A 20,691-nucleotide genomic window follows, 5' to 3' on the forward strand; every position below is an offset into this window, starting at 1 on the left:
GCGCCCCCCGGGGCAATCAGCCTCACTGAGAGCGGGACCGATGTTCGATGCGTTGTCAATACTAACCCCTGGCGAAATCAGGTTCGAGTCGGCCGTCGCGCCGTACTCCGGTCGGCCGCGTCCGCTCGTCTAGGTTTGGGGCGTCTGACGCCACTGTGGACGGGAGACGCGGGTGGGAAAGCGGTGGTGGTGGGTCGCGGTCGGTGCCGTTGTCGTGGGCGCCTGGGCTGCGCGTGGCGACGACACTCCGGCGCCCCAGACCGCGACTTCTGGCGAGCCCAGTCCGTCAGCCACTCCGTCTGCACCGTCTGCTCCGTCTGCTCCGTCGCCAAGTGCCAGTACGACGCCGGCCACCGAGGAGTGGTTTGAGGATTACGACCCGGCTCGGTTCGCTCCGCAGGTGCGTACTCACGCCCGCCGGGCCGGCATCAACCCGCAACTGCTGATGGCGATCCTGTACAACGAGTCGTACAAGCCGCACGATCCGGACCTGGAGCGGTCTTGGGCGAAGATCGATTCCGATCCCGCCTTCGGCATCGCGAACATGCACCGGCCCGCGTTCGACGACACCAAGCGCGGCCGCGCCTTCGCCGTACGGAAGTGGGAAGAGCTGCCTGACGACCCGGAGCTGGCCATCGAAGCCGCGGCCTGGCACCTGCACGATCTGGCCAAGCGACTGCCTTCCTCGCGGAAGAGCCGGTTGAGCAAGGACGAGCTGCTTGCCCTGGGCTACAACGCCGGCGGGGGCAACATGCGAGCCTTCGCCAGGGGCACGAATCCAGGTCGTCAGGCCCAGTCCTACCTCGACCGCCTGCACGAAAACTGGGACAAATCCGCCAAGGCCATCCGATGACAGGGAGTTGCGCGTGCACTCCGACCGTGTGCTGATCAGCGCGGTGGCTGGGTGGTCCCACCACGCGCTGGGTGAGCGTCTACGCGACGGCCCCGACATCGTGCGTGCCATTCCGCTTCCTGCCGTGCGCGAACGGCGCGGTGTCACGTCACTGGTTTCCCTCGCACCCTGGCGCTGACAGAACTCGGCCGGGCCCACGAAACACCCGGCGGGCTCAACGAGAGGCTCCGCACCAGCTGGCTCGACGAGCAGAACAGATCGGCGCTCGAGCACGCGCTTGACGGCATCTACCGTCAGGTCTCGGCCAAGCTACCAAGCAGTCGCCCGGAAGGCGGCGGTGGGGATGACCGTTGATCCCGACGTCGGGTAGCAGGTGACATCCCGGCGGCCCGCTCGTTCAGGGGCTGCTACTGGTGGATCTGGGCGGCGTGGTTGGGGACCTGGGTTTGCATTTCGCGGGGTGTCCGTTGGTAGCCCTTGGACGGGGGACGTGGGGGTAGGGCGAGGGGCGGGCGCTGGACTTCGTGGTACGGGATGGTGCTGAGCAGGTGGGCGATCATGTTGATCCTCGCGGATCGCTTGTCCTCGCTCTCGACGACGTACCACGGGGCTTCGGGGATGTCGGTGTGGACGAACATCTCGTCCTTGGCGCGGGAGTAGTCCTCCCAGCGGGAGATCGACTCCAGGTCCATCGGGGAGAGCTTCCACCGGCGCATCGGATCCTCGAGCCGGCTGCGGAAGCGGTTCTCCTGTTCGCTGTCGCTGACGGAGAACCAGTACTTGCGCAACAGCACGCCGTCCTCGACCAGGAGCCGCTCGAAGATCGGGCATTGGTGCAGGTACCGGGTGTACTCCTGATTCGTACAGAACCCCATCACCCGCTCGACGCCGGCCCGGTTGTACCAGCTGCGGTCGAACAGGACGATCTCGCCGGCCGCCGGGAGGTGTTCGATGTAGCGCTGGAAGTACCACTGGGTGCGCTGCCGTTCGGTGGGCGCGGGCAGGGCCGCGATCCGCGCGACCCGGGGGTTCAGGTACTCCGCCACCCGCTTGATCGTGCTTCCCTTGCCGGCCGCGTCCCGTCCTTCGAAGATCACCACGACTCGCGCGCCCTCGACCCGGACCCACTCCTGCAGCTTGACCAACTCGGCCTGCAACCGCAGCAGTTCGCCCTCGTACACCTTCTTCGGCAACCGCTCGACCTTGCCGTCGCGCGCTGCTTTCGCCCTGGTAGCCATCAACCGACCTCCTCGGCTTTCGACTGTACGAGACCCGGCGGAGGGGACTATTCAGGCTTCACGTCTGCAACGGGTCAGTTGGGTGTTACCGGCATACTGAGCCATGATCGCGAAGGGCCTCGAAGGACTGCGGGGTTACCAGCTGGGCTGGCTGCGCGCCGACGTGATTGCTGGTGTGACGGTCGCCGCCTACTTGGTCCCGCAGGCGATGGCCTACGCCCAGTTGGCCGGGCTGCCGGCGGTGGCTGGTCTATGGGCCGTCCTCGGACCGCTCGCCGTCTACGCGGTGCTCGGCTCGTCGCGGCTGTTGTCGCCCGGACCTGAATCCACGACCGCGCTGCTGACGGCGTCAACTGTTGGCGCGATGGCCGGGGGAGATCCCAAGCGGTACGCCGTCCTCGCCGCGGCGTTGGCGTTGATGGTTGGGGTGATCTGTGTGCTGGCCTGGGTCGTGCGACTCGGCTTCGTGGCGGATCTGCTGTCCCGGCCGGTGCTGGTCGGCTACATGGCCGGGATCGCGGTGCTCATGATCACCAGCCAGCTGGGCAAGGTCACCGGTTCCGACGTGTCCGGAGACAGCCCGATCGCGGAGGTCGCCTCGGCTGTCCGGCAGGTCGGCTCCTGGCATCCGCTGACCGTTGTTCTGTCGGTCAGCGTGCTCGGTCTACTGCTTGCCGCGTCCCGCTGGGTGCCTCGGCTGCCGGGGCCGTTGCTGGCGATGGTGCTCGCCGCGATCGTCACCGGGCTGGCCGGTCTGGGCGATCGAGGGGTGGCGTTGGTCGGCGCGGTCCCTGCCGGTCTGCCCAGCCCGGCGCTGCCCTCGATCGAGGTCGGCGACCTCGGGGCTCTCGTCCTGCCCGCTTTCGGGGTTGCGCTCGTCGGCTACACGGACGTCGTGCTGACCGGCCGGGCTTTCGCGACGAAGCACCATGCTCAGGTCGATGCGGATGCGGAGCTGCTCGCGCTGGGCACGGCGAACCTGACAGCCGGAGCGGTGCAGGGCTTCCCGGTCAGCAGCAGCGGAAGCAGGACGGCCGTCGCCGACGCGGCCGGCGCGAAGAGCCAGATCTACTCGGTCGTCGTCCTGGTCACGGTCGTCCTGACGCTGCTCGTGGCCGGACCGCTGCTGTCGACCTTCCCGAAAGCAGCTCTCGGTGCGCTCGTCATCTACGCCGCACTACGGCTGGTGGATCTCGCCGAGTTCAAACGGATCAGCCGGTTCCGCCGCAGCGAGTTGATCCTCGCGCTGGCGACCTGCGCGGGCGTTGTCGCGCTCGACGTTCTGTACGGCGTACTCATGGCGGTCGGGTTGTCGGTCCTCGACCTCTTCCGCCGGGTCGCCCGGCCGCACGACGGGATTCTCGGGATCGCGCCCGGAGTGCCCGGGATGCACGACGTGGACGACTATCCGGAGGCACGGCCGGTGCCCGGGCTGGTCGTGTACCGGTACGACTCGCCGTTGTTCTTCGCCAACGCCGAGAACTTCCGCCGGCGGGCGCTCGCGGCGGTCGACGATTCGCCCGGCCCGGTGCGCTGGCTGCTGCTGAACGCCGAGGCGAACGTCGAGATCGACATCACCGCGATCGACGCCCTGGACGCATTGCGCGAGGAGCTCGCCGATCGCGGCATCGTGCTCGCCCTTGCCCGGGTCAAACAAGACCTCCGCGACGACCTGTCAGCCGCCGGTTTCGTCGACCGCCTCGGCCAGAACCGGATCTTCCTCACCCTCCCCACCGCCGTCGCCGCCTACGAACAGGAAACCGAACGCAACCCCTGAAGCGGTGGTCGGCCGCGCGGGCCGGCGTACGGGGAGATCTTCTAGGTCTTGTAGTGGTGGCCCAGGAGATGGTTCGCTGGCAGGTGGGTACCTCGGTCTCGGCCGGAGGAGGACAGACCGGATGGTCACTGTCAGTGCACGGACCGCCAGTACGCGGGCCACTGTGGGGGTACGCAAGCCCCTGGGCCAGGTCGTGGTCAAGATCCTCACCACGACCGACCACAAGATGATCGGGAACCTGTATCTGGTCACGTCGTTCGCGTTCTTCCTGTTCGCCGGCGTGATGGCGCTGGTGATCCGCGCGGAGCTGTTCGAGCCGGGTCTGCAGATCGTGAACGAAGAGGTCTACAACCAGCTCTTCACGATGCACGGCACGATCATGCTGCTGCTGTTCGCGACACCGCTGTTCGTGGGGTTCGCGAACGTGGTGATGCCAGTGCAACTCGGCGCCCCGGACGTGGCGTTCCCGCGGCTGAACATGTTCAGCTACTGGTTGTTCCTGTTCGGCGGCATCATCGCCTCGGCGGGTTTCCTGACGCCGGGCGGCGCGGCGGACTTCGGCTGGACGGCGTACACGCCGCTGTCCGACATCGAACGCTCGCCGGGTGTCGGCGGCGACCTGTGGATCATGGGTCTGTGGATGGCCGGTCTGGGCACCATCCTCGGTGCGGTCAACTTCGTCACCACGATCATCACCATGCGGGCACCGGGGATGACGATGTTCCGGATGCCGATCTTCTGCTGGAACATCCTGGTGACGTCCATGCTGGTGCTGATCGCCTTCCCGATCCTGGCCGCGACCCTGCTGATGCTGGAGTCCGACCGGCTGCTGGGATCGCACGTCTTCGAGGCGGCGAACGGCGGGGCGCTGCTCTGGCAGCACCTGTTCTGGTTCTTCGGCCATCCCGAGGTCTACATCATCGCGTTGCCGTTCTTCGGCATCATCACCGAGATCCTGCCGGTGTTCAGCCGCAAACCGATCTTCGGGTACGTCGGCCTGGTGGCGGCGACCCTCAGCATCGGCCTGCTCTCGATCGCCGTCTGGGCGCACCACATGTTCGTCACCGGCGGGGTGAACCTGCCGTTCTTCTCGCTCATGACCTTCCTGATCGCGGTGCCGACGGGGGTGAAGTTCTTCAACTGGATCGGCACGATGTGGGGCGGATCCCTGTCCTTCGAGACGCCGATGCTGTGGGCCGTCGGGTTCCTGGTGACCTTCCTGTTCGGCGGTCTGACCGGGGTGATCCTGGCTTCCCCGTCGCTGGACTACCAGATCTCCGACTCGTACTTCGTGGTCGCGCACTTCCACTACGTCGTGTTCGGGACCGTGGTGTTCGCGATGTTCGCGGGGTTCTACTTCTGGTGGCCGAAGATCACCGGGCGGATGCTTGACGAACGACTCGGCAAGCTGCATTTCTGGCTGCTGTTCATCGGCTTCCACACGACGTTCCTGGTGCAGCACTGGCTGGGCGTCGAGGGGATGCCGCGGCGGTATGCGACGTACGGGGGTGGGGAAGGTTTCACGGTCCTGCACCAGGTTTCGACGGTCGGGTCGGTCATCCTCGGGGTCTCGACGTTGCCGTTCCTGTACAACGTCTACAAGTCGCGCCGGTCGCCGCGGGTGAACGTCGACGACCCGTGGGGCTGGGGCCGATCGATGGAGTGGGCAACGAGTTCGCCGCCGCCGCGGCACAACTTCATCTCACTGCCGCGGATCCGGTCCGAGAGCCCGGCCTTCGACCTGCACCACCCGGAGGTCGTCAAGGCGGAGTATCGGCACAGCGGCGCACCCGAGGACAACCTGCTCGACGCGGGCGAGGACCAGGGACGCCTCGACCACGTCCGTGAACAAGAGCGAAAACAGCAGCCGGAGTGACCACCCCGACCCACTGCCCGCCGGCTCCCTGACCGGACGTACTACGCGTCGCTCGGCCCGACGTGTTGCGCGCGTCCGCTGTACTAGGCGTCGCTCGGCGCGACTTGCTCCGCTTTGGCGTGGTACAGGATCAGTCGACGGGCAGGGTCTCGAGAATGGCGGTCAGTTGGGCTTCGGTCTGGTCGGGTGGGGGAACGGTTGCGGCGAGCATGTCGAGGATCCGGGTGTAGGCGTCGACGTCGTCGCGTTTGTCCAGGTACACCGCGCTGGTGAGGTGCTCGAGGTAGACCACGTCGGCGAGGTCGGGCTCGGGGAACCGCAGGACGCTGAACGCGCCACCCGTGGCCGGATGGCCCGAGCTGTTGGTGGGGACGACCTGGAGGGTGATGTTCGTCCGCTGGATGGCGTCGAGGAGTGCCGTGAGCTGTGCCCGCAGGACTTCGACGCCGCCGATCGGGCGACGCAGTACGGACTCTTCGATGACGGCCCAGAGCTTGAGTGGGGGATCGCGATCGAGCGCCTGCTGCCGTGATCGGCGGAGCGCGACGAACCGCTCGACCTCCGCCTCGGACCGCTCCGCCGACGGCGTGAGCCGGGCGACGGCTCGCATGTACTCCGGGATCTGGAGCAGGCCGGGGACGAACTGGATCTCGTACGTCCGGATCAGTTCGGCGGCGGCCTCGAGCCCGAGGTAGGCGTCGAACCAGTCGGGCGTGACATCCCCGTATCGGTGCCACCAACCCCGGTTGTTCGCATCCTTGGCCAACTGGAGGAGGCGGTCTCGCTCGGTCGGATCGGTCACGCCGTACAGACTGAGCAGGTCGACGACGTCGCGCTCCTTGAACCCGACCCGGCCGAGCTCGAGCCGGCTGATCTTCGACTCCGAGCCCCGGATCGCCCACCCTGCCTCGGACCGGCTGACTCCGGCGCGCTCCCGCAGTCGTCGCAGGTGCGCGCCAAGCATGATCCGCAGAGCCGTCGGCCCTGGCTCACTCCGCCCGGCCATGGCCCTACTCTACCTCATTTTCGAACCTATGTTCGAGTCGATTCCGAACAGATTTGCCAGGCTCCGCAGGGGCGGCCACGGAGTCAGGCGCTCACCGCCTCCCGGCCCGGTGTGCTGGGGTTCGGCATGGGCGGAAGCCGGGACCTTGAACAACAACGCGGGACCGTGAACACGGCACGACATGACCGAGGTCCCGTGATGTTGTTCAAGGTCCCCGCACTCGTCCACCCGAGCCGGAGCTCAACGACGGCTGGGCACGCGGCAACATGCCGATCCCACCATCACCCCGTCGGGGTCGACGAAAACGGGATCGGCTAAAGAAGGCGGCAGCGCGGCTAGTCGCGGAGGTATTCGGCTCGCCAGCGGTGGATGGTGGGGTCGGTGGGACTGGGGGTGCGGTCGAGTTGGATCAGGCGGAGGTCGTCGGTGGTGAATGACTCGATCGCCGCGCGGGTGAGCGGCCAGGGTGGCCCCTCGACGTCCTCATCAGCGACGTCGTCGTCACGGGCAGCTGCGATGACCAGGAGGGTCCCGCCGGCACGGACCAGGTCGCCGACGTGCTTGATCGCGTCGGCCTGGAGGACGATCGGCAAGGCTTGCACCGTGTAGATCTCGACGACCAGGTCGAACGCGCGATGCCATTCGGCGGGCGGGTTGAGCAGGTCGGCGACCTCGTACTGCGCCTTGGAGTCGGGGTGGTTCCTTTTGGCGGTGTCGATCGCGGTGGGGGAGATGTCGAACGCGGTCGTGTCGTAGCCGCGGTCCGCGATGAGCTCGGCGTCCCAACCGGTGCCGGCGCCGACGATGACGGCGGTCTTGCCGGTGCCGTCCGGCCGCGCGGTCTCCACCCAATCCGTCAACAGCACATGAGCCGATCCGCGATCCCAGGGCACGACGGCCTGCCCGTCGACAGCCGCCGAGTACAACCGCTCGAACCAGCCCGTCGGGTCGTCCTCCGCCAGCGATTCGTGCGCGATCCGCCGGGAGACGACATCGGGATCTTCCGTCACTGGTCCTCCTCGGACTCGGGTTCGTGAATGGCTCGCACAGACTGCAGGGTGTCGACCTGGTCGGGGGTCTTGTCCTCGCGATATCGCAGCACCCGGGCGAACCGAAGCGCCACCCCACCCGGATACCGAGGCGAGGTCTGTACGCCGTCGAACGCGATCTCGACCACGATCTCGGGCCGCAGGTAGACCGTGTAGCTGTCCCGGCTGACCTCCAGCTCCTGGAACCGCTCCGTCTGCCAGCGCAGCAACTCGTCGGTCAGCCCCTTGAACGTCTTGCCGAGCATGACGAACTCGCCGGTCTCCTCGTCGCGCGCCCCGAGGTGAAGGTTCGAGAGCCAGCCCGTACGCCGGCCGTGGCCCCACTCGGCTGCGAGCACCAGCAGGTCGAGGGTGTGCGTCTGCTTCACCTTCACCCAGCCGGAACCCCGCCGGCCCGCTTCGTACGGAACGGTCAGGGACTTCACCATCACGCCCTCGTGCCCGCGTTTGACCGCGTCGGCGAAGAACGTCTGCCCCGCGCCGGGATCGTCCGTGACCAAGCGTGGAATCCGTCTCTCCTCAGGCACCACAGCGCTCAGCGCTTCGAACCGCTTGGTGCTGTCGAGGCCAAGCAGGTCCTGACCGTCGAGGTGCAGGATGTCGAAGAAGTACGGCGTCAGCGGAACCGTCTCGGGACCGGTCGCCGCCCGAGTCGCAGTACGGGAGCCCGTGACCTGGAACGCCTCGGGCCGACCGTCCATACGGAGTGCGATCAGCTCGCCGTCGAGAACCAGCTGGTCGGCCTTCAACTCGAGCACGGCGGCGACCACCTCGGGCACCCGGCCGGTGATGTCGTCCAGAGTGCGGGTGTAGACGACCACGTCATCACCGTCGCGGTGGACCTGGATGCGGATCCCGTCGAGCTTCCACTCGATCGCGGCCGGCGAACCCGTCTTCGTCAGCGCCTCGGCCACGCTTGTCGCGGACTGCGCCAGCATCGGCTGCACCCCGCGGCCCACCTCCAGCTTGAACTGGTCGAGCCCCGCCTCGCCCTCGGTCAGCACCGCGACCGCGACCGGCGCGGCGGCTCCGCGGAGCATCGTGGCCGCGCGGATCTTCTCCAGCGGGATCCCGGTGGCCTTGGCGACCGCATCGGCCATCACGCCGTCGAGCGCGCCCTGCCGCAACTCGCCGCCGACCAGCTGCCGCAGGAACCACTGCTCCTCGGCGGTCGCCCGCGAGAACAACGCATCGACGCCCTCCCGCCGCCGCGCCTGCGAGCCCGCGCCCGCGATGTCGGCCAGCTCCGCGAACGCCCGATCGACCTCCTCGACGGTGAGCGACGGGCTCTCCGCAGGCCCCGGCGCATCGGCCAACGTCCGCCAGCCGACCCCCGTACGACGCTGCCGGAGCTCGCCGGACAGGTACGTCACCACGATCTCGGTCTCCACCGGATCGGTCGCCCTGGTCAGCAAGGACGCGATCAGGTCGGCCTTCGCCCGGCGGGACCGGGTCTGGCTCAACGAGGTCGACGTGGCGACCACATCCGCTAGCAACATGACCCCAGTCTCACCCATCCCACCGACAGTTTCAGGTCCTTCGAACGGGGGTCAGGGGGCCGGCGGGAGGTCGTCGAGGAAGGCGGCGGACGGGGTGAAGAACAGGGTGCCGGTGAGCGCGGTGGAGAAGTCGAGGATCCGGTCGTAGTTGCCGGCCGGTTCGCCGAGGAACATCCGGCGCAGCATCAGCTCCGTCACCGCGGGATCCTTCGCGTAGGCGATGTAGTAGGTGCCGAACTCCTGCGACCCGATCGTCCCGAACGGCATGTTGTCGCGCAGGATCTGCAGTTCGTTGCCGTCGTCGTCCTCGATCACGTTCAGCGCGATGTGGGAGTTGGCCGGCTTCACGTCGTCGGGCAGTTCGATGTCGTCGAGCTTGGTCCGGCCGATCACGTGCTCCTGCTGTTCGACGGTCAGGGCGTTCCACGCCTTCATATCGTGCACGTACTTCTGCACGATCACGTAGCTACCACCGGCGAACTCGGGATCCTCACCGCCGATCAGGACTGCCTCCTCGGCCTCGGTACCGGTCGGGTTCTCGGTCCCGTCGACGAAGCCGAGCAGGTCGCGCATCTCGAAGTACTTGAACCCGTGCACCTCGTCCACCACCGTCGCGGCGCCGTCCAGGCCGGACATGATCAGCCGCGCCAGCTCGAAGCACTGGTCCTGATGCGCCGCCCGGATGTGGAACAGCACATCGCCAGGCGTCGACACCGCCTTGTGCTTCCCGCCGTCGAGCTCCACGAACGGGTGCAACTCCCGCGGTCGCGGTCCACTGAACAGCCGATCCCATGCATCCGATCCGATGCTCGTCACGCACGACAGATTGCCCGCGGGCACCCGGAACCCGACCGATCGAGTGAGCCCGCTGACCCGCTCCAGCAGGTCCCGCGTGGTCTCCTCGCCGCCCGGCTCGATCCGGACCACCAGGAAGATCGCCGCCCCGGTCAGTGGCATGAGCACGGACTGGGGCAGTGCCCGCGTAGTTGGGCCGGCAGTCGGATCGGTCGCCATACAGTCTCCTCCAGTTCTCGCGCTGAGTCAGCGTCAGCATGCCAGGTTCGGGTCACTGGCCGCGGAAGGTTGTCCACAGCTGGTTGCCTCGATCTCATAGAGTCGCTGCATGGATTCGCAGTCCGGTCCGCCCGAGCAACCCAGCGGCTACCCACCGCCCCAGCGGCCGCAGGACCACCCCCACCCGGGGAACTACCCGCCGCCACAGCAGGGCGGTCAACCACCGCAGCAACCGGGCCCATATCCGCAACAGCCACCACCCGGCTACCAGCAGCCACAACCCGGCTACCAGCCGCCGCCTGGTTACCAACAGCAGCCGCTGCCGCCGTACTGGTCGCCGGAGCAGCCGCCACCGTGGACAGGGCAGCCTCCTGGTGGCCAACCACCATGGGCACAAGGACCGCACGGCCCCGTGCCCTACGGGATGCGTCCGGTCGAGCCCCGGACCATCCCCGCGCCGCCCGGTACGCCGTACCACCAGCTCGCGCGCAACGCCAAGCACACCTGGTGGCGCCCCTTGGTCGGTACGGCGATGCTGGCGGCCGCCGCGATCTTCCTGACCGCTGCCGTGGTCATCGCGTGGGCGATCGTGCACGCGATGTTCACCGGCGGAGAAGTACCGGAGCCGCAGGGGAACGACATCTTCCCCAACGACCTGGAGAACCTCGCCCTGACCTTGGTCATGCTGGCGGTCCTCTCCCCGGCCGTCGCTCTGACCGCATGGGTCGTGCAGCGACGGCCCGCGTGGAGCGTCGCGTCGGTGCTGAACAGGATCCGGTGGCGCTGGCTACTCCTGTGCTGCCTGCCCGCAGCCGGCTACCTCGCCGTCTCGTACGTCCTGCAACTGCTCGCCGACGCCCTCTTCCCGAACGCAGGCACCGAGCCGGGGGCCACGGGTTCCTGGGTCGGTTTCGCCGCCTTCATCGGGCCGGCCCTGGTGATCGTGTTGCTGGTGCCGTTCCAGTCGGCGGCCGAGGAGTTCATGTTCCGCGGCTGGCTGATCCAGGCCATCGGCGCCTACGCCCCGCAGGGCACGAGCAACAACGCTTTCATCCGCACCGCCCGGCTCGTACTACGTACTCCGTGGCCGGCGCTGGTGATCAGCAGTGCGGTGTTCGTGGCGGCGCATGGCTACACCGGCTGGGCGATGGCCGACATCTTCCTGTTCGCGATGGTGATGGGTTACGTCACCGTGCGAACCGGTGGGATCGAGGCTGCGATCGCCCTGCACGCGCTGAACAACCTGCTCGCGTTTCTGTTGCCAGCGGCAACTGGTGACCTGGACGGCTGGGCCGATCAGGGTGGCGCGCCGTGGACGTTGCTGGCGACCGACATCCCGAGCATGGCGGTCTTCACTCTCGCGGTGCTCTGGCTGGCCAAGCGGCAGCGGGTGGCGCGGGTCAGCGCGGAGGTCCCAGCCGAGCACGGATAACCGGGAGAGATTGTCGGCGGCTTCTGGCAACCTGTCGGCCGTGAAGAACTTGACCAGCCAGCCCATCGAGACCGTTCTCTTCGACTGGGGTGGCACGCTGGCCACCTGGCACGACATCGACCTGCTCACCATCTGGCGATCGGTGACCGAGGTGATCGACCCTGCGCGCGCTGACGAGTTGGCCGCCAAGCTACTCGCGGCCGAGGACTCCGTCTGGCGGCGCTCGCGCGACGAGCACGTCAGCAGCACGCTGGAGGAGGTCTGCCTGCTCGCGGACGTGGTGATGACGCCGGCCGCGCTCGCGGAGTACGAGCGGCAGTGGCATCCGCACACCGAGCTCGCGCCGGACGCGGTCCAGATGCTCAAGGACCTCCGTGATCTCGGCCTGAACGTCGGCGTGCTGTCGAACACGATCTGGTCCCGCCGGTGGCACGAGGACATCTTCGCCCGGGACGGCGTCCTCGAGCTCCTCGACGGTGCCGTCTACACCAGCGAGATCCCGTGGTCCAAGCCGCACCCGGAGGCGTTCCGGGCGGCGATGCAGGCCGCCGGCGCCTCGGACCCCGCTACCTGCGTGTACGTCGGCGACCGCCTCTTCGACGACATCTGGGGCGCTCAGAACGTCGGTATGCGGGCGGTCCACATCCCGCACAGCAACATCCCCAGCCACCAGATCGGACACACCGAAGGGACCCCGGACGCCACCATCCACCGCCTCGCGGAGCTCCCCGACCTGATCGCCACCTGGAACAAGGCGGCCTGACGAGCGCCGCCTGACGGAAGCGGCCAGACGGGACCAGCGCGGCCGCCTGAAAGCTGTCGACATCGTTGCCTGGTGCACCGGTGCCTGACCCGACGCGTCACGTACCCGACGCGCGCTGGTCAGGCGCTGGTCACCTTCAGGGCAGGGAGGAACCGCGACTCCCTCCCTCGGAAATCGGGGACTGTCGGTCCCGGCTGATTGGATAGGTGGCATGTCTCGGTTCCGGATGTACCCGACTCCCCGCGCAGCAGGCTGCGTTGCTGGCGCTGCGCACCGGATAGCCGCGAGAACCAAGCGGTGCTCCGGTGCACAGCCTGCGGACATGAGGCGAACGCGGACGGGAACGCGGCAGTCGAAATCGCGGCCGGACGGGCCGTCAGCGCACGCCGAGAGACGCCGCCACGGGTCTCGCCGAAGCGTGAACCTCAACTCGCCACCTTCCGGGTGGTGGTTGGAATCCCCGTCGTTCACGGCGGGGAGGACGTCAAGATGGTGTTCTACGACACGCCGCCCACCCGGCGGCTGGAGCCAATCGAGTACGACCACTTCTGGCTGTCCGAGCTGATCCCCCTGAAAGCAGAGACACCCCTTGGCGGGGGTCTCTGCTCCAAGCATGAGCAGGACCCCCGGCCGCCTGAGCGGCTCGGGGGTCCTGTGGTTGGGGGTTCTGGTTGGCTGGTCGGCTGCCGGGCGGCTCAGACCTCGGCAGCCGGTCGAACCTAGGCTGCCAGCGTCGGGTCGGCCAGCATCCGGAGCCGGCTCAGCGCCTCGCGCTCGATCTGGCGGACGCGCTCGGCCGAGATGCCGTGCACGGCGCCGATGTCGGCGAGCTTCGCCTGCCGGCCGTCGTGCAGGCCGTAGCGGCGCCGGATCACATCCGCCGACCGCGGGTCGAGCTGGTCGACCAGGCTGAACAGGCCCGAGCGGTCCGACGCGTCGGCGACCAGCTGGTCCGGACCCGGCGCGGTCTCGGCCGCGATCAGGTCGCCCAGCGAGGTCTCACCCTCGTCGTCGATCGGATTGTCCAGGCTGATGTGGTCCCGGCCGATCCGGATCAGCTCGGTGACCCGCTCCTCGTCCAGGTCCAGCTCCGCCGCGATCTCGTCGATCTCCGGCTCGCGGCCGAGCTTGCGCTCCAGCGTCCGCCGGGCCGAGCCGATCTGGTTCAGCTGCTCCACCACGTGCACCGGCAGCCGGACCACCCGGGCCTGCTGCGCGATTCCGCGGGTGATGGCCTGCCGGACCCACCAGGTGGCATACGTCGAGAACTTGAAGCCCTTGCGGTAGTCGAACTTCTCCACCGCGCGGATCAGGCCCGTGTTGCCCTCCTGGACCAGGTCCAGCAGCGGCATCTGGGACCGTCCGTACCGGCGGGCGATCGAAACCACCAGGCGAAGGTTCGCGGTCACGAACCGTTGCTGCGCGCGCTGACCCTCTTCGGCCAGCCACTCCAGCTCTTCCTCTGTCGCATATTTGGGCGCACCGCCCTTCTTACGTCCAACCCGCCCGTCGGCCAGCAGTTGCTCAGCGAGCAGACCTGCCTCGACCGTCTCAGCGAGCTCGACTTCCTCTTCCGCGGTCAGCAAAGGGGTACGAGCGATCTCTTCCAGGTAGAGACCGACGCTGTCCTTGCCGTCGATACCTTCGTCCGTGGTCCGGACACGAGCCATGCGAGCCACCGAAACTCCCTTCGTCGTTACATGGAGAGCAACGCTCGAGTGAGGTTCAAGATTCCACGATGAGTGTGTAAACAGCCTGAACATTCCCTGAGAGTTCCTGGCACCGTTCCGTCGGTGTCACCGCAAGAGACGCCGGAAAGCCGAGAACTGTTGCGGGCAGGCGCTACAGCTGCCCGAGAATGTGTTGCATCACACAGCTCCCACCAACGAAAGAGCCCTGCCGGGAAATTCCCAGGAAGGCCCTTCCGGGTAAGTGTTTCGGCTAGATCACGTCGCCAGGCCGAGGGTGTCGAGTTCCCAGGCGAGCGAGAACGCGACCTCCCGCCAGGCGTCGTACCGGCCGCTGCGGCCACCGTGGCCGGCCTCCATCTCGGTCTTCAGCAGCACGTCCACGTCACCGGTCGCGGTGGCCCGCAGTTTCGCCACCCACTTGGCCGGTTCGACGAAGAAGACCCGGGTGTCGTTCAGGCTGGTGATCGCCAGGATGCGCGGGTACTGCTGGGCCGAGACGTTCTCGTACGGCGAGTAGGACTTCATGTACCGGTAGACCTCGGCGTCCTCCAGTGGGTTGCCCCACTCCTCCCACTCGATCACGGTCAGTGGCAGCGACGGGTCCAGGATCGTGTTCAGCGCGTCCACGAACGGCACCTCGGCGACGATCCCGCCGAATGCCCGCGGTGCCAGGTTCGCGACCGCGCCCATCAGCAGTCCACCGGCGCTGCCGCCCTGCGCGACGATCCGCTCGGGCTTGGTCCAGCCCGCCCCGACCAGGTGCTCGGCCGCAGCGATGAAGTCGGTGAAGGTGTTCCTCTTGGTCAGCATCTTGCCGTTGTCGTACCAGTGCCGGCCGAGCTCGCCACCACCACGTACGTGCGCGATCGCGAACACCACGCCCCGGTCGAGCAGCGACAACCGCGGGATCGAGAACCACGGGTCCATCGAGCTCTCGTACGACCCGTACCCGTACAGGACGACCGGCGCGTTCCCGTCCTTCGCGACGTCCTTCCGCGCGACGAGCGAGATCGGCACCTTGGTCCCGTCGGGCGCGGTCGCCCACTCCCGGTACTGCGTGTACGCGTCGAGGTCGACCCCACCGAGCACGGGCTGTTGTTTGAGCAGCCGGCGTTCACCGGTCGCCACGTCCACGTCGTACGTCGAACCGGGCGTGACCAGGGACGTGTAGCCGAACCGGTACCGCGTGTCGTGCCACTCGTCGTTCCGGCCCGGGGAGACGGTGTAGATCGGCTCGTCGAACGTGAGCGCCTGGGGTGCTCCGAAACCGCCGCCGTCGCGCCGCATGATCGCCAGCTCGGTCAACGCATCCCGTCGCCGGTAGAGGATCACGTGGTCGGCGAAGGCGTCGACCCCGAGCAGCCGGCTCGACTCGTCGCCCTCGATCAAGGTCGTCCAGTCGCCGGGGGAGTCCAGCGGCGCCGTCGCGAGGGAGAAGTTCACCGCGTCCGCGTTGTGCACGATCAGCAGTTGGTCGCCGGCGTGCTCCACGTCGTACTCGACGCCTTCCCGCCGCGGCGCGACCACAAACGGGGCGCTCGCGGGGTCCGACGCGTCGAGCAGCCAGACCTCGCTGGTGAGCTTGCTGCCGAGGGTGATCTGGATGGCCCGCTCGTTCCGGGTCAGGTCGGCGCCGACCCAGAACCGCTCGTCCGGCTCCTCCATGACCAGCACGTCGTCGTCGGTGCCGAGGGCGTGCCGCCAGACCTGGTACGGCCGCCAGGCATCGTCGACCTTGGTGTAGAAGATCGTCGAGCCGTCCGCGGACCAGGCCGAGCCGTAGTGCACCTCGGGCAGCTGGTCCGGCAACAGTTCACCGGTGTCGAGATCCTTGATCCGCAGCGTGAACCGCTCGTCGCCCTTCAGGTCGACCGAGTACGCCAGCAGTCGGCCGTCGGGGGAGACGTCGACCGTGCCGAGCGAGAAGAACTCCGAGTCGCCGGCCACCTCGTTACCGTCCAGCAGCACCTCCTCGCCCTGGATCTCGCCGTCGGTCGCAGGTGGTTCGTCACCGTCGGCCTTGACGCGGCAGCTGATCGAGTACTGCTTGCCTTCGATCGTGCGGCTGTAGTACCAGTACCCGCCGCGCCGCGCGGGCACGCTGAGGTCGGTCTGCAGGGTGCGTTCGGAGATCTCCTTGAAGATTGCCTCACGCAACGATTCGAGGTGGGCGGTGCGTTGTTCGGTGTACGCGTTCTCCGCGCGCAGGTAGTCGAGCACCTGGTCGTCGGTCTTGTCCCGCAACCACTCGTAGTCGTCGACGAATGTGTCTCCGTGGTGGCTGCGCTCGACCGGTTTCCGGGTGGCGACTGGGGGCTTCAGGTCGGACATGCCGCGAGACTACCCGCACCCCGCCCCCCGGCGTACTGGAGTTTCCCCAGGTGTGTCCGAAGGGGTCAGTCAGAGGCCGTACGTCGCGACGACGGGTGCGTGGTCGCTCCAGCGTTCCGCGTACGTCGGAGCGCGGTGGATTACACACGAACGCGCGGCGGCGGCCAGTTCGGGGGAGGCGATCTGGTAGTCGATCCGCCAGCCTGCGTCGTTGTCGAACGCCTTGCCGCGCCAGGACCACCACGAGTACGGACCGGGTCCCTCGCCGCCGAACCGGCGACCGAGATCCACCCAGCCGGCCTCGAACAACCGGTCCAGCCAGGCGCGTTCCTCGGGCAGGAACCCGCTCTTCTTCCGGTTCGCCTTCCACGCCTTCAGGTCGACCTCGCGATGGGCGACGTTGAGGTCACCGCAGATCAGCACGTGCCGCCCGTCGGCCCGGAGCGTGGTCAGCCGGGCCGTGATCGCGTCGAGGAACGCGTACTTCTCCTCCTGCCGCGGCGGCGTCTCGAACTCACCCGTGAACACGTACGTGCTCACCGCCGTCAGCACCGACCCGTCGTCCAGCACCACATCGGCCTCGACCCACCGACCGCATCCCGCGAACCGCTCGGGCCCCACCTCGGCCCGCTCCGCCTTGATCGGCCGACGGCTCGCCACGGCGACTCCCGCGCGCCCCTTGCTCCCCTCGTGGACCGGCTCCGAGTGCGCTATCTGCCAGTCGCCGCCGAGGTGATCACGCAGTACTTCGTCCGTCGCGCGCACCTCCTGCATCAGCAGCAGATCGGGATCCGTATCAGCCAGCCAGGGCGCCATCCCGCGCCGATAAGCAGCCCGGATCCCATTCACATTCACCGTCGCAACCGTCATCACCCCGCAACCCTAGGACACCCGTCCGGCCCACCGCCGCCGGCCCGGGCGGGCGGCGAAACCGGGACCTCGGCCAACAAACCGAGACCTCGGACACGAAACCGGGAGGTCGGACACGCACCGGGGCCTCGGCCAAGAACCGGGACCTCGGCCAAGAAGCCGGGACCTCGGACACGAAATACCTTGTCCGACCTCCCCAGTTCCTGACCGACCTCCCCAGTTCCTGGCCGACCTCCCCAGTTCCTGGCCGACCTCCCCAGTTGCTGACTGACCTCCCGAGTTCCTGTGCGGGGATCCCCCCGTTCCTGTGCGAGGGGCGCCAGTCATATGCGAGGTTCGGGACCTCGGACAACTAAGCGGGGCCTTGGACAGGAACACGCCCTGTCCGAGGTCCCCGGATCCTGTCCGAGGTCCCCAGATCCTGTGCGGGGGGCGCCGATCCCGCACGAGGTGCCGCGATGGTGTGCGAGGGTGGCCGCGGCGGTGGCGCGGACGGTGAGTTGCGGGCCGGGCTAGTTGTTCACGGTGGTGAGTACGGCGGACAGGGACCGCTCGCAGAGTTGTTCGAGGTCGTCGGCGGAGATCGTCGGGTTGTCGATCCAGGTCAGCAGGGTCTGTTCGATGTAGCCCTGCCAGCCGTAGCAGACGAGTTCGACCGTCGGTGTCGTCTCCACCCCGAGTTGCGCGAGCGCACCGATGACCCACTGGCTGAACACCTGCCGGACCTCGGAGTGCAGAGCCCGTACTGCGGGATCGCCGGCGGCCGACATCAACAGCGTCGCCCGGTACAGCTGTGGGACCTCGAGCACGGATCGCACGAACGCCTTGATGCCGCTGCGCAGTTGCTCGTCCGGCGGCAGCGACACGTCGGGCGCGGTGCGCAGCATCAGCTCGGTGGCCGCGGCCTCGATCACCGCGAACTGGAACTTCTTCTTCGACCCGAAGTAGTGGAAGAGCAGGGCGGGAGATACCTGGGCCTCGGCGGCGACCAGCTCGACCGTCAGCTCGCGATGCGGATCCGCCTCCAGCACCCGGCGCGCCGCCTCGAGGATCTGTGCCCGCCGCTGGTCGGGGCGCAGGCGGGCGGACGAGGTCTGGGTCATACGGCCAGTCTATTGAGTAAACGGTCAACACGCACTTACTGTTGAGTATCCACTCAACAGACTGCTCGGAGGTCGCGATGCCCGGCAAGGTCGTACTCATCACAGGAGCGTCCCGGGGGATCGGTGCCGCGGTGGCCCGCCGGCTGGCTGGTGAGGGGGATCAGCTCGCGCTGGTCGGGCTGGAGCCGGAGGAACTGAAGAAGGTCGCCGAGGACTGCGGCCCGGACGCCGGCTGGTGGGAGACGGACGTGACCGACCTCGCCTCGCTGCGGACCGCCGTCGAGGGCATCGTCGCGCGGTACGGCCGGATCGACGTGGTCGTCGCCAGCGCCGGGATCGCCGCGCCGGGATTCAGCCGGAGCATGGACCCGGACGTCTGGGAGCGGGTTCTCGACGTCGACTTGTACGGCGTCTGGCGGACCGTCCGGCTGACGTTGCCGTACCTGTTGGAGAGCAAGGGATACCTGCTGCTCGTCTCGTCGCTGGCCGCGATCGTGCACATCCCCGGGCTCGCGTCGTACAACGTGTCGAAGGCGGGTGTGGAGGCGATGGGCAACAGCCTCCGGACCGAACTGCGGCACCTCGGCGTCAAGGTCGGTGTCGCCCACCTGACCTTCGTCGACACCGACATGGTTCGCGGGGTCGACGAGCACCCCGTGTTCGGCAAGGTCCGCACCGGGATCCCGCTCGCGAACCGGGTCTACCCGCTGGAGCTGGCCGTGGACAAGTTCACCCAGGGGATCCGGAAGCGTTCTCGCGTCGTTCATGTGCCCGGCTGGATCGGCCCGCTGAAAATCTTCCGTGCCCTGATCCCGCACGTGGTCGAGCTCGGTTCAAGGTTCAGCGTGGCGAAGGCGGACCGCGCGGCGCTGGCCGACATCGAGGCTCGTGGTGTGGCAGCCTCGACTCGCGCGTCCGGCGCCGGCGGCCTCGCCGACGCCGAGAAGGCCGCCAAGCGATGACCCGCCGGTCCCACGATTGGTTGGCCCCGACGATGACGCGCCGGAATGACGAGAGGGCGACCCGACGATGACCGACCGCCAGTACGACGTGGTGCTGTTCGGCGCGACCGGATTCACCGGCGCGCTCACCGCGGAGTACTTCGCCAAGCACGCGCCGGCCGGACTCCGCTGGGCCCTGGCCGGCCGCAACCCCGCCAAGCTCGAAGCGATCCGCTCGAAACTCGGCGTCACTGTCGATCTCCTCGAAGCCGACGTCGAGAAACCCGAGACCCTGAAGACGGTCGCCGAGTCGGCCCGGATCGTCGTCACCACCGTCGGCCCGTACATCCGGTACGGCGAACCGCTGGTCGCCGCCTGCGCGGAAGCCGGCACCGACTACCTCGACCTCACCGGCGAGTCCGAGTTCGTCGACAGGATGTACGTCGCCTACCACGCCAAGGCGGTCGAGACCGGTGCGCGGATCGTGCACTGTTGCGGCTTCGACTCGATCCCGTACGACCTCGGCGTCCAGTACACCGTGGAGCAGCTGCCGAAGCGGGTCCCGATCCGGGTGGACGGCCTGATCCGCGGAGGCGGCCGACCGTCGGGCGGGACGCTGCAGACCGTGATCACGGCCCTCTCCCGCGGCAAGCAGAACCTCGACGCACTGAAGGCCCGGCGTCGCGCCGAACCGCAGCTGAGCGGACGCACCGTCAAGCTCGCACCCGGCCGGATCCACCGCAGTCAAGGGTTCTGGGCCGTCCCGCTGCCGACGGTCGACCCGCAGATCGTCCGGCAGTCCGCCCTGTTGCTGGACGACTACGGCCCGGATTTCCGCTACTCGCACTACGCCGCCGTCAAGCGGTTGCCGATTGTTGCCGGAGGCATCGTCGGGATCGGCGCTCTGGCGGTCGCCGCTCAGATCCCGCCGGTCCGCAACGCCTTGCTGCAACGGATTCAGGCCGGTGAAGGTCCGTCGGAACAGCGCCGGGCGAAGTCGTGGTTCAAGGCCCGGTTCATCGGTTCCGGTGGCGGCAAGCGGGTGATCACCGAGGTCGCAGGTGGCGATCCCGGCTATGTCGAGACAGCGAAGATGCTGAGCGAGTGCGCGTTCAGTCTGGCGCTCGACGATCTGCCGAAGACGTCCGGCCAGGTCACCACCGCGGTCGCGATGGGTCCCGCCTTGCGCAAGCGCCTGGTGGAGGCGGGGATCACGTTCCGCGTGGTCGCGACCGAGGAGTACTGATC

At 67.9% G+C, this 20,691-nt stretch carries 16 protein-coding genes; 7 read left to right on the forward strand and 9 right to left on the reverse strand.

Annotated elements, in window-relative coordinates; translation table 11 throughout:
* Positions 1–400: 400 nt before the first annotated feature.
* Positions 401–853 carry a transglycosylase SLT domain-containing protein gene (locus EV643_RS29165; protein WP_202869804.1) on the forward strand — a complete coding sequence of 151 codons (453 nt, stop codon included), beginning with the start codon at positions 401–403 and terminating at the stop codon, positions 851–853.
* Positions 854–1,260: 407 nt separating this feature from the next.
* On the opposite strand, the gene ppk2 is transcribed toward EV643_RS29165, so the two are convergent.
* The gene (ppk2, locus tag EV643_RS29170; protein WP_133803367.1) at positions 1,261–2,091 is read right to left on the reverse strand and encodes a polyphosphate kinase 2; all 831 of its coding nucleotides are present in this window, start codon (positions 2,089–2,091) and stop codon (positions 1,261–1,263) included.
* 103 nt (positions 2,092–2,194) lie between these two features.
* Here ppk2 and EV643_RS29175 point away from each other — a divergent pair, with 103 nt between their 5' ends.
* Together EV643_RS29175 and ctaD are read left to right on the forward strand one after the other, a co-directional pair.
* Complete coding sequence (locus tag EV643_RS29175) at positions 2,195–3,868, forward strand: SulP family inorganic anion transporter (protein ID WP_133803368.1); 1,674 nt, start codon at positions 2,195–2,197, stop codon at positions 3,866–3,868.
* 121 nt (positions 3,869–3,989) lie between these two features.
* A complete protein-coding gene (gene ctaD / locus EV643_RS29180) occupies positions 3,990–5,744 on the forward strand; it encodes an aa3-type cytochrome oxidase subunit I (protein WP_133803369.1) in 1,755 nt (584 codons plus the stop codon).
* A gap of 130 nt (positions 5,745–5,874) precedes the next feature.
* On the opposite strand, the gene EV643_RS29185 is transcribed toward ctaD, so the two are convergent.
* From EV643_RS29185 to EV643_RS29200, 4 genes are all read right to left on the reverse strand, one after another.
* Positions 5,875–6,750 (reverse strand): Sco1979 family transcriptional regulator, encoded by an 876-nt coding sequence (locus tag EV643_RS29185; RefSeq protein ID WP_133803370.1) that lies wholly within the window; start codon positions 6,748–6,750, stop codon positions 5,875–5,877.
* Positions 6,751–7,085: 335 nt separating this feature from the next.
* Positions 7,086–7,760, reverse strand: coding sequence for a class I SAM-dependent methyltransferase (locus tag EV643_RS29190; RefSeq protein ID WP_133803371.1), 675 nt, complete (start codon positions 7,758–7,760; stop codon positions 7,086–7,088).
* On the reverse strand, positions 7,757–9,298 hold the full coding sequence (locus tag EV643_RS29195; RefSeq protein ID WP_133803372.1) for an ATP-dependent DNA ligase: 1,542 nt from the start codon (positions 9,296–9,298) through the stop codon (positions 7,757–7,759). Before EV643_RS29195 ends, EV643_RS29190 begins: the two co-directional genes overlap by 4 nt.
* A gap of 51 nt (positions 9,299–9,349) precedes the next feature.
* Positions 9,350–10,312, reverse strand: coding sequence for a Dyp-type peroxidase (locus tag EV643_RS29200; RefSeq protein WP_133803373.1), 963 nt, complete (start codon positions 10,310–10,312; stop codon positions 9,350–9,352).
* A 109-nt stretch (positions 10,313–10,421) separates the two neighbouring features.
* Here EV643_RS29200 and EV643_RS29205 point away from each other — a divergent pair, with 109 nt between their 5' ends.
* Positions 10,422–11,744, forward strand: a complete 1,323-nt coding sequence (locus EV643_RS29205) for a CPBP family intramembrane glutamic endopeptidase (protein ID WP_133803374.1) — start codon at positions 10,422–10,424, stop codon at positions 11,742–11,744.
* Positions 11,745–11,784: 40 nt separating this feature from the next.
* Positions 11,785–12,507: an HAD family hydrolase gene (locus EV643_RS29210; RefSeq protein ID WP_133803375.1), complete on the forward strand. Its 723-nt coding sequence runs from the start codon at positions 11,785–11,787 to the stop codon at positions 12,505–12,507.
* Between the two features lie 719 nt (positions 12,508–13,226).
* On the opposite strand, the gene EV643_RS29220 is transcribed toward EV643_RS29210, so the two are convergent.
* The 4 genes from EV643_RS29220 to EV643_RS29235 form a co-directional block, all read right to left on the reverse strand.
* Positions 13,227–14,186: a sigma-70 family RNA polymerase sigma factor gene (locus EV643_RS29220; protein WP_133803376.1), complete on the reverse strand. Its 960-nt coding sequence runs from the start codon at positions 14,184–14,186 to the stop codon at positions 13,227–13,229.
* Positions 14,187–14,453: 267 nt separating this feature from the next.
* Complete coding sequence (locus tag EV643_RS29225; protein ID WP_133803377.1) at positions 14,454–16,529, reverse strand: S9 family peptidase; 2,076 nt, start codon at positions 16,527–16,529, stop codon at positions 14,454–14,456.
* Positions 16,530–16,598: 69 nt separating this feature from the next.
* Positions 16,599–17,399, reverse strand: a complete 801-nt coding sequence (xth, locus tag EV643_RS29230; RefSeq protein ID WP_238165873.1) for an exodeoxyribonuclease III — start codon at positions 17,397–17,399, stop codon at positions 16,599–16,601.
* A gap of 512 nt (positions 17,400–17,911) precedes the next feature.
* Positions 17,912–18,502: a TetR/AcrR family transcriptional regulator gene (locus tag EV643_RS29235; protein ID WP_133803379.1), complete on the reverse strand. Its 591-nt coding sequence runs from the start codon at positions 18,500–18,502 to the stop codon at positions 17,912–17,914.
* 77 nt (positions 18,503–18,579) lie between these two features.
* On the opposite strand from EV643_RS29235, the gene EV643_RS29240 reads away from it, so the two are divergent.
* Both EV643_RS29240 and EV643_RS29245 read left to right on the forward strand, forming a co-directional pair.
* Positions 18,580–19,464, forward strand: a complete 885-nt coding sequence (locus EV643_RS29240) for an SDR family oxidoreductase (protein ID WP_133803380.1) — start codon at positions 18,580–18,582, stop codon at positions 19,462–19,464.
* Positions 19,465–19,531: 67 nt separating this feature from the next.
* Entirely contained in the window at positions 19,532–20,689 is a 1,158-nt protein-coding gene (locus tag EV643_RS29245) for a saccharopine dehydrogenase family protein (RefSeq protein WP_133803381.1), read from the forward strand.
* Positions 20,690–20,691: the final 2 nt, after the last annotated feature.

Source organism: Kribbella caucasensis (assembly GCF_004361855.1).
GTDB lineage: Bacteria > Actinomycetota > Actinomycetes > Propionibacteriales > Kribbellaceae > Kribbella > Kribbella caucasensis.